The organism is Sphingomonas sp., assembly GCF_048595155.1.
GTDB lineage: Bacteria > Pseudomonadota > Alphaproteobacteria > Sphingomonadales > Sphingomonadaceae > Sphingomonas_I.
On sequence record NZ_JBMDXN010000121.1, the window covers coordinates 1 to 12,892 of the forward strand.

Here is a 12,892-nt window from a genome sequence, read left to right on the forward strand (position 1 = left end):
GGATATGGCGCGGGCCGATGGACCGGGCGGCTTCGCCGTCAATGCACGGCTGGGCGATGCGGTGGACATCGGCACGGGCACGTTGGCCGCCGCCCCCGAACGCCGTCAGGTGCGGATCAATGGTGCGGACGCATCGGCGGCGGCGCTCGGCGAATGGCTGGCGGTGCTGTGGCTTACGCCGGCGATGGACCGGTTGTTTCTGGAAAGCGCGGGTGGACGCCGGCGCTTTCTGGATCGACTGGTGCTGGCGCGGGAGCCCGGCCATGCGGCGCATTCCAGTCGCTACGAAGCCGCCACCCGGGCGCGCAACAAGCTTCTTGCAGAGCCTGAAGGGGCCGATCCTGCCTGGCTCGCCGCGCTCGAGGCGGGCATGGCCGAACATGGTGCCGCCATCGCACAGGCGCGCGATCGCACAATTGGCGCGCTGACGGAGCGGCTCGCGTCCCAGCCGCCCGGTCCCTTCGCGCGCGCCGGGATCACTCTGATCGGCTGGACGCCGGCGCTGGAAGACACGCAGGCGCGGCTCGCGGCCGAGTTGCGAGCGGGTCGGGGGCGCGATGCCGCGGCCGGCCGCGCGCTGGCCGGCCCCCACCGGTCCGATCTGGCCGTAACCCATCTCGACAAGGCCATGCCGGCCGAGCTCTGCTCAACGGGCGAGCAAAAGGCGCTGCTGCTCGGGCTGATCCTGGCCCATGCCGATCTGGTGGCCGAGCAGGGCGGTCAGCGCCCCATCGTGCTGCTCGACGAGGTGGCAGCACATCTGGATCCGCTACGGCGTGCCGCATTGTTCGAAAGGCTGGCGGAGGGCGGCGGCCAGACCTGGATGACGGGGACCGAGCCGGGGCTCTTCGCCGCGGCGGAAGGACCGGCTACGCGCCTGCGCGTATCAGAGACGGGGATCGCTCCAGCCTGACAGGCTAGGTGGCAGCGGGTGCGGCCGGTATCGTTTCCGGGCGCCGCTGCCCGCCGCAGGCCGGCCGTAGCAGGCCCGCGAAGCCAATCCAGAGCGCGAGCGACACCAGCGCGAAGCTGCCGAGTACGAGAAACGCCTCGCGATAGCCGATCAACTGCGCAATCCAGGCGCCGACCGCGGGACTGAGCGAGGCGCCAAGGCCCTGCACGGTCATCACCGCGCCCTGGCCGACATTCACGCGACCGGTGCCATCCAGCAGGCATGCGACCAAGCCGGGCACCGCGGCACTTTGCAGGCCGGCGCCGATCCCGTCCAGCGCCTGCACCGGCCATACGCCCCAATGTTCGATTACCAGGCTTGCGACCAGACCCCGGATCGGCAGCGCCGCAAAGGATATCAGCATGACCAGCCAGAAGCCGCGCCCGGCGGCGATCCGCATCGCCGCCAGCGACGTCCCGATCATCACCGCCTGTGCCACCACCACCGTGGTGGCGGTGAAGGCGGCGGCGTCACCCTTGCCCGCGCCCACGACCGCCAGGCCATAGAGGGGCAGCATCGCCGCATTGCCCAGATGGAAACAGGCCAGGGCCGCTGCCAGGATCAACATCGGCTTGTTCTGCAGCAGGATCTGGATTCCCTGCGCCTTGCCGCTGTGGCCCTCGCCATCTTTGCTTTCCAGGCCCCGCGCGGCGGCGTGATCGATCACAGGCTCCGGGATCAGCAAGACCGACAGGATAGCGAAGATGCCGAAGAGGCCGGCCAGATAGAAGATGGCGGGCAGGCCAAAGCGCCAGCCGAGCCAGCCGGACAACGCCGCTCCAACGACATTACCGGCATGGTTCCACGCCTGATTGCGTCCATTCTGTGCGTTGAAACCCCGCTGCCGTACGATTCCCAGCGTGATCCCCGCCACGGCCGGCCCAATCATCGCGCCGGCGATGGCGGTGGCGATCTGGCTCGCTGTCACCACCAACACGGATTGCGAAAGCAGCATCAGGAAGGAGGCCGCGACGGTACACATACCCGTCACGATCACGATCAGTCGCTTCTGCCGGCTATGATCGATGATCGCCCCGGCCGGGGCCGTGCAGATCATGCCGGCAATACCTCCGGCGGTCATCACCGTGCCGATCGGTCCGGTGGCCCAACCCCGCTGCTTCAGGAACACGGCCAGAAACGGCCCAATCCCGGCCTGCATATCCGCCATGAAGAAGTTGAGCGATTCCAGCGCTCGGCGGGCACGCGTCACGTCGCGGGACGCGGACGGGCCTTGCTTCTCTGTCATGCTGATTCTCCCGTCGCGCCGCCGAACGCACGAGAGCAGAAAAGAGTAACATAGGTTGCGACGGACCGAAAAGTCGCTGCGCTCGGCATCGAGGATAAGGTTTGTCGGGCAGGCGGTTGCAGCGCCGCCCACGACAGGTACAAGCATCTCCACCTATCAGGAAATCGAATGGAAAGATGAAGCGCCGCCCCAGTTTGAATAGCCTGCGCCTCTTCATGCAGATCGCGTATAATCGCAGCTTTAGCGAAACCGGGCGCCTGGCCAGCGTCTCCCAGCCCGCGCTCAGCCGCACCATTCGCCTGCTGGAAGAAGAACTGGGCGTGCGGCTGTTCGATCGCAATTCGCGCAATGTCACGCTCACCAGCGCGGGTGAGGCGCTGCTGCCGATCGTGGAGCGGCTGGCCGCCGACTTCGATCACGCTTTCTCCGAACTGTCCTTGACCTTCTCGGGCGATCGCGGCCGGGTGGTGATCGGCGCGTTGCCGTCCGTGGCTGCGGGCATGTTGCCGGGCGTGATCGCCTCGTTCCTCAAGGATCATCCGCAGGTTGAGATCATCCTGCGCGATCACCTTTCCGGCGCGCTCTACCAGCAGATGCAGGAACGGCAGGTCGATCTTGCCATCACCACGCCGCCGGAGAGCGGCGAATTCGCCTTCGAGCCTTTCATGGACGATCCGATGATCCTGATCGCGCGCGCCGGTGGTCCGCTGGATCAGCCCGGCACCGCCGATTGGTCGATCTTTGCGGACCATCCCTTCATCGCCATGGCGCCGCGCAGCAGCGTGCGCGAACTGACCGATGCGGCCATGCATAAAGCGGGCGTCACCGTCCGTCCCTTGTTCGAATGCACGCAGCTGGCGACCGTCGGCGCACTGATCGAGGCGGGGCTGGGCGTCACCGCGCTGCCGCACTCGACGCTCGGCATGGTCGATGCCTCGGCCGTCATCACGCGGCCGCTCGGCGCGCCGGTGGCGACCCGCACGATCGGCATCGCTTATCCGGCGGATCGCACGCTGCCGCCCGCGGCGGCGGCCTTCATGAAGCATTTCCTGCAGGTCGCGCGCGCCGCCGCCTTGACGGGATAACGCGCGCTCTGCCTTTCGCTTACTTACGCACCGGAACCGCAGCGAGATCGCTGTCGATCGACTTCAACATATCGTCGGTCAGCATCGTAGGCATATAGGGCTGCAGCGCGGCCAGCGTTTGGCTACGCGCCATGCCGATCTGCGGGCTGTTGATCAGCATCGGGATCCGCTTTTCAAGCACCGCTTTCGCGGCCGGATCGTCGAGCATCGTGCCGATGGGTGTGGTCAGGCTGTTATATTTGCCCGATGCCTTCGCCGCCGCGAGCCGCTGCACGGCGCTATCGATTTCCGCGCCCCAAGGATCCTTGCCGGCGACGGCCTTGCCCTCGGCACTGAAGTCCATCAGCTGATCGGAGGCCGCATCGTATTTCGGCCAGGCCGGCAAACCGCCGCCGTTGGGATCGCCGGTCTTGGCGAAATTGACCAGATAAGCGCTGATCGTCTTGCCCATGGCGATGTCCTTGGGCGTGGTCTGGGCGCCATATTTGATCGCCGTATTGTCGAAGAAGAAGGGGATGTCGGTCGCGTGCTGCGCACCCGGCTGGCCGACCGAGTCCGCGACGTAGGAGAAACGATATTCCCACACGGGCACACGCTGTTTGGCGATCCGCGCGGAGGCGCTGCGTGCGCCGGCGATCATGAAGCCGCTCTTGCCGCCCATGTCGGCGCTCGTCGCCCCGATGATGATCGGCACCTTGCTGAAATTGCCGCTGTCATAGGCTTTCGCCTGATCCACCTCCAGCTTGCCGTCCAGAAAGGGGCCGCTGTACGTCTTCGGGCCGGGCTTCGGCTGGAACATCTGCATCATGCTCAGCCCGTCCGTGACCTGTTCGGCGGAGAGCGCGCGCAGCTTCTCCAGCGCCTGCGGATCATTGGGCGCGATGCCGTTGGCCTGGGCGAAATTCTGGTAGATCTGCTCGACATCGCTGAGCGTCGGTCCTCCCGCCGTTTCGGCGGCACCGCCCGACATCACGAACGCCTTCTGGAAAAGCCCGCGCGCCAACGGTGAGGTCACCAGCGTATGGACCGACATGCCGCCCGCGCTCTCGCCGATGATCATCACATTGTTAGGATCACCCCCGAAGGCGGCGATGTTCCGCTGCACCCACTTCAGCGCCGCGATCTGATCCATGAAGCCGTAATTGCCGATCAGGCCATGGTCCGGATCCGCCTTGGTCAGCTGCGGCAGCGCGAATGTGCCGAACCGGCCGACGCGATAGTTGAAGCTGACGAACATGACGCCCTTCTGGGCGAGGTTGGCGCCGGCATAGGTCGGTGGCGAGGCGCCGCCGTTGACGAAACCGCCGCCATAGATCCACACGATCACGGGCAGCTTGCCGCGCGCGGCCGTCGGCTTCCACACATTGGCATAGAGGCAATCCTCAGCCGGCGTCGTGCCGAGCGGCGCCGCATCGCTGGGGAACGGTTTCTGCATGCAGTCGCTGCTATATTGAGTAGCCTCGCGCACGCCGCTCCAACGGGCGGCGGGCTGCGGCGCCCGCCAGCGCAGCGCTCCTAGCGGCGGTGCGGCGAAGGGAATGCCCTTCCAGCTGGATACGCCCGCGTCGGTCGCGCCCCGTACCTGCCCGGTCTCGATCTGCACCATCGGTGCGCCGCCTTGGGCAAAAGCTGCCATCGGCGCGCTCAGCAAGGCGACACCCGCCAGCAGCAGGAAACAGCTTCGTGTCATTGTCATTCTCCTTCGGACGGGGCGCCCCGTGCCCTCGTCAATGCGGGTCGGTGATGGAAATCAAAAGGCCTTGGTGATCTGGAAACTGAAGATACGGCCAAAGATATTGGCATTGGACCCATCATAGGCGCCGTAATTGTTGCCGGACTGGGTCAGCACCGTGTGCGGATCCTTGTTGGTCAAATTCTGGATGTTCAGACCAAAGCGCAACCCGCTCAGCACCGAATTGCCCTTGGGAATGGAATAGGTGAGGCCCAGGTCGAATGTCGTCCACGACGGCACCTTCGTCTGCGGCTGGCCGGTGATCGGGATAGTGTTGGTGTAGGAGCCGACATAATTGACGAACAGATTGGCGCCCAATCCCGATTTGGACCAGCCGATCTGCCCGCGGCCACGCCAGCTCACCGGATAATAATAGGTATTGAGGACGTCGGTCTTGGGCCCGCCGCGCACCGTCTGCAGCGTCTGGTTCAGGATCTTGGTGACGCTGCCGCCGAACGTCCAATGGCCCCAGTCATTGTCCATCTGATAATTGGCCTGGAAGTCTAGGCCGTCCTGGAACGTCGTGGCTGCATTGGCCGATCGCGCATCGAGGATCACATTGATGGAGCACGCGCCCAGCACCGGCGTGTTGTAGAGAGCCGGATGCGCGGCGATGAACTGCGCCAGCACCGGATCATAGCTTGCCGGATTGCCGTTCACGCAGCTTGCGGGATTGTTCACCGGCGTGATGAACTGGCTGTACAGCGCGGCATTTTCCGGACTGGACAGGAACAGCCCGACGTTCGGCGAAACGATCTGGTTGGCATATTTGGTGCGGTAATAGGTGCCGGACAGTTTCAGACCGCTCAGCGGCGTCACGTCGACGCCGGCGGACCAGGTCGTCGCCGTCTCCGGCCGCAGGTCGGAATTGGCGCCGAGAAGCAGATAGGAGCTGCTGTTGCCCGGGAAGGCAAAGCCGATGTCTGTTCGTCCCGAATTGTTGGCAAAGGGCAGGCCGATCACCGCGGACGAATAATTTTGCGGATTGGTGTCGGTCAGCGCCGGTGCCCGGAACGACGTGCCCCACGATCCACGGATCGCGATCGCGTCGTTGACGATCCAGGTCGCGCCGATCTTGGGATTGGTCGTGTCGCCAAAGTCGGAATAATCGTCATAGCGCACCGCCGCGTCGATATTGAGCGACTGCATCAGCGGCACGTGCATATCGCTTCCAACGATCGGGATGAACAATTCCGCGAAGGCGGATGCCGTCGTGCGATGCACCGTACTGTTGTTGGTGATCGCAAAATTATTGTTGGTGGGATCGCTCTCGAACGCATTGTTGCTGCCATTCACCAGATGCTGCCGATTATAGGCCAGCTCGCCGCCCACCGCCGCGCGCAGCTCTCCGCCCGGCAGCGTGAACAGCGGCCCATTCAGCTTGATCACGCTGTCGTAGAAGGTGTTGTAGGCGCGTTGCGTGTTGCTGCCCATGAAGGTCGCATATTGCGCGTCCGTCAGCGGCGTCGTGCTGTAGGGATTGATCCGGCCCGCCAGGATCTCCTGCGACAAGGCGGCGCCATTGGCATTGGTGTCGAAGTTGCAGATGCCGCAGGTCGAATCGCGCGCATAGGTCCAGTAAGCATCCAGGTTCCAGCGGTTGGGCAGATGCCCGGTCATGCCGCCGGTGATGCTGATCTGTTCGTCCGGATTCTTGGTGACGGCGGGTCCGCCGAAGAAGGTGATCGGATCGACCGCAATCTTCTGCGCCAGCCCGCCACCGCACAGCGCGTCCGATGCGATCGCGGCCGCCGGGGCGCCGCTGATGAAATAGGGGCTGCCCTGGCAGACAGTCAGCGTGTTGGTGAGCCGGCTGTTGCCGTAGGAGCGGGATTGCGTGTCGCGATGCGTATAGAACGCCTCCACGAAGACGGAAAAGCTGTCGCTCAGATTCTGGTTGAAGAACAAGGCGGCCTGGTGCCGCTTCTGCTTGCCCAGGAAGTCGTTGTAATCGGTGGCGTCGACCAGGTTGGCGCCGGGCGTCAGCTGCGCGAAGGAGAGCCCCGTCCCCAGCCCGTTCGGTATGGTATAATAGCTGTACGGCACGCCATTGCCGCCCACCAGCAGGGTCGGGGTGGAAACGCCGATCGTCGCATTGTTGGCGCGCGCGTCCGGGCCGCCCAGCGGGCGCAGATCGTTGCGCAGAAATTTGGATTCGCCGGCGTGGAATGGCTGGCGATATTCATAATCATAGGTCGCGATGATGTTGCCGGTCGACCAGCTTTTGCCGACCGTGATCGACGTGCCCCACTGGTTGTTGAAGCGGTTGAGCTGATCGCGTCCGCTAATCTCAACCCCGTCGAAATTCTTGCGCAGCACATAATTGATCACGCCGGAAATCGCGTCCGATCCATAGATAGCGGAGTTACCGTCGCTCACCACCTCGATGCTTTCGATCGCCGCGATCGGCACCTGGATGGATTCGGTGAAAGTGCTGGCCGCTCCGCTCGGCACGACGCGTCGGCCGTCCACCAGCGTCAGCGTGGCCGATGTGCCAAGCCCGCGCAGGTTGATCGCCGTGCCCTGGGTAGAATTACCGCCATATCCGGACGTGCCGCCCTGGCGATAGACCGGCCCGGATCCGCCGCCATTAGGATTGTTCTGCACCTGCGGAATCGTCTGCAGGACGTCGTTCACGTTGGGCAGGCCGGTCGCCAGGATCTGGGCGCGGTTGATCGAGATCGTTTCAGATCCAACCGGCTTCACGCCTTTGATATTGGTGCCGGTGACGATGATTTCCTGCGCTTCGCCCTGCAGCGCCTGATCGGCCGCGCTGGGCGTGGTGCTGATGGGCGCAGCGGGTGCCGGTGGCAGGTCGCTCGCCGGTGCTGCGCCCGATCCTGCCGCCGCCGGCGGTGACGCGGTCGCATCCTGCGCGGCGGCCGGTGCTGCTGGCAGCGCTGTCATTGCCAACATGGCGCTCAGGCTGGCGCAATTCTGGTAAAATCCCTTTGAACCTTTCATCCCGTCTCCCCTTCATTTGCGGGGATCAGGCGTGCCGTCCCCTCAGCCGGGCGGCGCCGTCATTTTGACGGTCACATATCTGGGCAGGCGGGTCGCGAAGAAGGCCGCGCGCAGCGATGCGTGCAAGCCTCTCCGTTATCCCGACTTAGCAGCCGGCTTGGCAGCATTGATGACCTAACCGCTTCCAATCAAAAAATAGAATTTGTAGATCGATTTATACCTTTGTTGGATAGCTGTCCCAAGGCGGGACGCGTGCTTGGCTCGGTCTCCGGCCGCCACCGGATTTTCTTAACGCTGGCGATCGCGAAAACTCGATCGATCAGAGTTCGGCATGGATCGATAGAGACTTTATCTTTGATGGATAGATGCGAAGGTCGCATCATGCGTGGGCCCGGCAATGATCGGGCAGGGGAGGATGATGCTCGCACTTGCTGGTGCCCTGTCGATTGCGATCCTGCTGGCGCTGATCCTGTCGGAGCGCGCGTCGCCGATCGCGGCATTGATCCTGGTGTGCTTCGCCGCCGCCGTCCTGATCGGCCAGACCGCCGCCATCCCGGCGCAGGTCGTGGCCGGTATCGGCAAGATTGCGCCGGTGGCCGGTATGTTCGTGTTCGCCATTCTCTTCTTCGGGATCATGAACGATGCCGGCCTGCTGGATCCGATGATCCGGCTCGTGCTCCGGCTGGTTGGCGAACATCCCGCCCGGATCACGGTCGGCACGGCCGTGCTGGCGCTCCTCATCCATCTCGATGGTTCGGGTGCGGTCTGCTTCCTCATCACCAGTCCCGCGCTGCGGCCGCTCTACGACAAATTGGGCATGGATCGCCGCGTTCTCGCATGCACCGCGTCGATGGCGGCCGGAGTCAATTTCCTCCCCTGGTCGGGCCCGACGCTGCGCGCTTCGGCCGCGCTCGGCATCCCCACCGCGAGCCTGTTCAGGCCATTGATCGGCGTCCAGCTTGTCGGCATCACCTTCGTGCTGGGCGCGGCTTGGTGGATGGGCCGGCGTGAGGCGCGGCGATTGGCCGCCGCGGCTTCCATGCTCGATCAGGACGGGAACGATGGCGCGACGTTCAGCGCGGGCGATCCCTTGCTCAAGCGGCCTGGACGCATCTGGATCAACGCGCTTGTTACCGCGGCGGTGGTTGCGGCCATGATCGCCGGGATCGCCGAACCGGTCGTCATCCTGATGATCGGAACGACGCTGGCGCTCCTGATCAACTATCCCAATGCCGCCGCGCAGCGCGAACGGATCGATGCGCATGCCAAGGCGGCCTTGCTGATGGTGGCGGTTCTGTTCGCCGCTGGGGCTTTCACCGGCATCATGAGCGGTTCGGGCATGATCAGGGCGATGGCGGAAGCCGTTGCCAATCGCCTGCCGGATGGTGTCGGCGCCCACCTGCCGGTGCTGTTGGGCAGCCTGTCGATGCCGCTTAGCCTGATCTTCGATCCGGATTCCTTTTATTTCAGCGTGCTGCCGGTAATCGCCCATGTCGGCGAACGCTTTGGCACCGCGCCGATCCACATCGCCCAGGCCGCCTTGCTCGGCCAGATGACGACGGGCTTTCCGGTCAGCCCGCTTACGCCGGCCACGTTTCTGGTGTGCGGTTTGGCCGGCGTCGAACTCGGCGCGCATCAGCGTTTCGCCATCCCGTGGCTGTTCGCCACGACGATCGTCATGCTCGTGACCGCGCTTCTCTTCGGGATTCTGCCCCTGTGACGCTTATTCCTTCCACGGTCCGGATCGGCGCGGGCGCCGGTTTCTCGGGCGACCGTCTCGAACCCGCGCTGGAACTGGTCGAGCAAGGTAATCTCGATTTCCTCGTGTTCGAATGCCTGGCGGAGCGCACCATCGCCTTGGCGCAGGAAGCGCGCCGCCGCGATCCGGCTGGCGGCTATGATCCCCTGCTGATCGAACGGATGCGCCGGGTGCTGCCGGCGGCACGGGCGCGCGGTGTGCGCATCATCACCAATGCGGGCGCGGCCAATCCGCTCGGCGCCGCCCACGCACTGGCCGGGCTTGCGCGTGATCTCGGCCTCGGCCCGATCCGGATCGCGGCGGTGCTGGGCGACGATGTGCTCGCGCAGATCAAGGCCGCGCCCCATCCCTTGATCGAGCGACCGGGATCGACCGCGGACTTTGCCGAGCTGGTTTCGGCGAACGCCTATCTTGGCGCCGCCCCGATCGTCGATGCGCTGGATGAAGGTGCGGAGATTGTCGTGACGGGCCGCGTCGGTGATCCCGCCTTGTTCGTCGGCCCCCTCGCACATGCGTTTCGCTGGCGGCTGGACGATGCCGATCTGATCGGGCGCGCCACCGTCATCGGGCATTTGCTGGAATGCGCCGGGCAGCTCAGCGGCGGCTATTTCGCGGACGGCGATCGCAAGCAGGTCGCTGGGCTGGCCCGCCTCGGCTTTCCACTCGCGGAAGTGGATGCCGATGCCGGCGCAATCCTGACCAAGGTACCGGGCTCCGGCGGATGCATCAGCATCGCCACGTGCAAGGAACAGTTGCTCTACGAGATCCTCGATCCGGCCGCTTATTATCAGGCGGACGTGATCGCCGATTTCACGGGCGTTCACTTCGAGGAACTCGGCCCGGATCGGATCCGCGTCCACGGTGGCAGCGGGCGGCCCGCGTCAGGCTTGTACAAAGTCTCGTTGGGCCATGACGAGGGCTATATCGGCGAAGGGCAGATTTCCTATGCCGGTCCGCATGCCGTGCAGCGCGGGCGCATGGCGATCGACATCGTGCGGGAACGGCTTGCGATCACAGGCGCGAAGGTCGCGGACGTGCATGGCGAACTGATCGGGGTCGACTCGGTCGATCGCACTGACCGGATCGGCGGTGAGCCGCGGGAGGTGCGGGCGCGCATTGCCGGCCGTGCGGATGATGAACAATCCGCTGCTGCCATCGGGGCGGAGGTCGAAGCCTTGTACACCAACGGTCCGGCCGGCGGCGGCGGCGCGTCGCGCAGCGTGCGTCGGATCATCGGCATCGTGTCGACCTTCATCCGCGCTGATCTCGTGACGCCGCGCGTCGAATTTGTGGAGGGCTGATCGATGCGGCTCGGCGATATCGCGCACGCCCGCGCCGGCGACAAAGGCGACATCTCGCAAATCTCGGTGATTGCCTATGATCCCGCGGATTATGCGCTGCTCGCTCGCATGGTGACGTCGGACCGGGTCGTGGCGCATTTTGCGGGCCTGCCGGTCTCGGCCGTTCAACGCCATGAAGTACCGGCGCTCGGCGCGCTGAACTTCGTTCTCCGCGGCGCCCTGCATGGTGGCGTGACGCGCTCGCTGGCGCTGGATCTGCACGGCAAGACATTGAGCGCGCAATTGCTGGATCTCGAGATCGAAGAGCCGTTGGGCAAGGGGGACACCCGATGAAGCGGACGCGTGCGCTTCTGCTGATGATCGCGATCTTTGCACCGGGTGCAGCAAAGGCGCGGCTGACCGAATTCCTCGTCGAACAACGCATCGACATCGCCGCGACCGGCAAGATACCGGCCTATGTCATCCTGCGCGGTCATTATCGGGGGGCGCTCCGGCCATCGGATCCGCACAATGTGATCATCACCGATCTCGATCGCGCCGATCGCCTGGCCGACGGCCGCGTCGGCTATCGTGCGACCTTCGCCATCGCAATGCCGCGAGACCCGGCGCGGGACAGCGGCTTCCTGCTCTACGACGTTCCCAATCGCGGCAATGGCGATGTCGCGCCCGATTCCGAGGGCCATGTTCGTGCGGTCAGCGGGTGGCAGGGGGATATCGCGCCGACGGCCGGCCTGCAGACGCTGGAAGTGCCGATCGCCCGACGCGCCGATGGCGGTCCGATTACCGGGCCTGTGTTGCAACGCTTCACCGCGATCGAACCGGGCGCGAACACGATCGCGATCGTGGGCGGTCTCGGCCGCCCGACGCCGCGGCCCCTGCCGGTGACATTGGACACGGCGGCGGCGCGGCTATTTCGCCAGGCGTCGGATCGCGCCGCTCCGATCGATATCGCTGCAGGCGACTGGGCGTTCGCCGATTGCCGGACGCGTCCTTTTCCCGGCACGCCGGATCCCACCCGGCTCTGCGTGCGCGGGGGCTTCGTTGCCGATCAGGCCTATACGATCGTCTACCAGGGCAAGGATCCCCAGGTGCTGGGCATCGGCTTCGCCGCGGTCCGCGATCTCAATGCCTTTCTGCGCTACGCTAGGCAGGACGATGCCGGCCATGCCAACCCGCTGGCGCAGCGGGTGCGCTGGTCGATCGTCAGCGGCACATCCCAATCCGGCAATTTCGTCCGCAGCCTGATCGCGCTCGGCTTCAATGCCGCCGAAGATGGTCGTCAGGTCTTCGATGGTGCCGCGCCCAATATCGCCGCGCGGCAGGTGCCGCTCAATGTGCGCTTCGGCGTGCCCGGCGGTGCCGCCGATCTGTACGAACCGGGTAGCGAAGGGGCGTTGTGGTGGAGCCGCTATGACGATCGCGCACGCCGCCGCGGCACGTCCAGCCTGCTGGATCGGTGCCATGTGAGCCGGACTTGCCCGCGGATTGTGGAGACGTTCGGCTCCGCGGAATTCTGGGGCCTGCGCATTTCGCCCGATCTGGTCGGCACCGATGCGCGTCGGGATCTGCCGCTGCCGGCCGAGGTACGCCGTTATTATTTTCCCGGCGTCACCCATAATGGTTCGCCCACCGGGGGCTTCCCGCTCGGCGGGGATGCCGTGCCGAAGGCGGCGGACTTTTGCACCCTTGCGTGGAACCCCAACCCCTCGTCCGATACGATGCGCGCTTTGCTGAAGGCGCTGCGCGACTGGGTCTCGTCCGACAAGGAACCGCCGCCCAGTCGCTACCCGACACTCGCCCAGGGCGATCTGGTCCCGCCGACCGCACGGGCGATGGGATGGCCCGCCATTCCC

At 65.2% G+C, this 12,892-nt stretch carries 9 protein-coding genes; 6 read left to right on the forward strand and 3 right to left on the reverse strand.

Annotation, left to right across the window (positions count from 1 at the left end):
- Positions 1 to 913: DNA replication/repair protein RecF (locus ACOJSI_RS19385; protein ID WP_420139962.1), on the forward strand; the 913-nt coding region annotated here is incomplete at its 5' end.
- A gap of 4 nt (positions 914 to 917) precedes the next feature.
- On the opposite strand, the gene ACOJSI_RS19390 is transcribed toward ACOJSI_RS19385, so the two are convergent.
- The gene (locus ACOJSI_RS19390; protein ID WP_420139963.1) at positions 918 to 2,198 is read right to left on the reverse strand and encodes an MFS transporter; all 1,281 of its coding nucleotides are present in this window, start codon (positions 2,196 to 2,198) and stop codon (positions 918 to 920) included.
- A 176-nt stretch (positions 2,199 to 2,374) separates the two neighbouring features.
- Between ACOJSI_RS19390 and ACOJSI_RS19395 the strand changes: the two genes are divergently transcribed.
- On the forward strand, positions 2,375 to 3,283 hold the full coding sequence (locus ACOJSI_RS19395) for a LysR substrate-binding domain-containing protein (RefSeq protein ID WP_420139964.1): 909 nt from the start codon (positions 2,375 to 2,377) through the stop codon (positions 3,281 to 3,283).
- Between the two features lie 19 nt (positions 3,284 to 3,302).
- On the opposite strand, the gene ACOJSI_RS19400 is transcribed toward ACOJSI_RS19395, so the two are convergent.
- Entirely contained in the window at positions 3,303 to 4,973 is a 1,671-nt protein-coding gene (locus ACOJSI_RS19400; protein WP_420139965.1) for a carboxylesterase/lipase family protein, read from the reverse strand.
- 60 nt (positions 4,974 to 5,033) lie between these two features.
- The gene (locus ACOJSI_RS19405; RefSeq protein ID WP_420139966.1) at positions 5,034 to 7,979 is read right to left on the reverse strand and encodes a TonB-dependent receptor domain-containing protein; all 2,946 of its coding nucleotides are present in this window, start codon (positions 7,977 to 7,979) and stop codon (positions 5,034 to 5,036) included.
- A gap of 418 nt (positions 7,980 to 8,397) precedes the next feature.
- On the opposite strand from ACOJSI_RS19405, the gene ACOJSI_RS19410 reads away from it, so the two are divergent.
- The 4 genes from ACOJSI_RS19410 to ACOJSI_RS19425 all read left to right on the forward strand — a co-directional run.
- Complete coding sequence (locus tag ACOJSI_RS19410) at positions 8,398 to 9,699, forward strand: CitMHS family transporter (RefSeq protein ID WP_420139967.1); 1,302 nt, start codon at positions 8,398 to 8,400, stop codon at positions 9,697 to 9,699.
- Complete coding sequence (locus ACOJSI_RS19415) at positions 9,696 to 11,039, forward strand: acyclic terpene utilization AtuA family protein (protein WP_420139968.1); 1,344 nt, start codon at positions 9,696 to 9,698, stop codon at positions 11,037 to 11,039. Before ACOJSI_RS19410 ends, ACOJSI_RS19415 begins: the two co-directional genes overlap by 4 nt.
- Positions 11,040 to 11,042: 3 nt before the next feature.
- Positions 11,043 to 11,372 carry an AtuA-related protein gene (locus tag ACOJSI_RS19420; protein WP_420139969.1) on the forward strand — a complete coding sequence of 110 codons (330 nt, stop codon included), beginning with the start codon at positions 11,043 to 11,045 and terminating at the stop codon, positions 11,370 to 11,372.
- A partial coding sequence (locus ACOJSI_RS19425; protein WP_420139970.1) for an alpha/beta hydrolase domain-containing protein occupies positions 11,369 to 12,892 on the forward strand: 1,524 nt, incomplete at its 3' end. The genes ACOJSI_RS19420 and ACOJSI_RS19425, both read left to right, overlap by 4 nt.

Coding starts and splice junctions, on each gene's coding strand:
- ACOJSI_RS19395 (WP_420139964.1), top strand. CDS start 2,375: ATGAAGCGCCGCCCCAGTTTGAATAGCCTGCGCCTCTTCATGCAGATC.
- ACOJSI_RS19400 (WP_420139965.1), bottom strand. CDS start 4,973: ATGACACGAAGCTGTTTCCTGCTGCTGGCGGGTGTCGCCTTGCTGAGC.
- ACOJSI_RS19390 (WP_420139963.1), bottom strand. CDS start 2,198: ATGACAGAGAAGCAAGGCCCGTCCGCGTCCCGCGACGTGACGCGTGCC.
- ACOJSI_RS19410 (WP_420139967.1), top strand. CDS start 8,398: ATGCTCGCACTTGCTGGTGCCCTGTCGATTGCGATCCTGCTGGCGCTG.
- ACOJSI_RS19405 (WP_420139966.1), bottom strand. CDS start 7,979: ATGAAAGGTTCAAAGGGATTTTACCAGAATTGCGCCAGCCTGAGCGCC.
- ACOJSI_RS19420 (WP_420139969.1), top strand. CDS start 11,043: ATGCGGCTCGGCGATATCGCGCACGCCCGCGCCGGCGACAAAGGCGAC.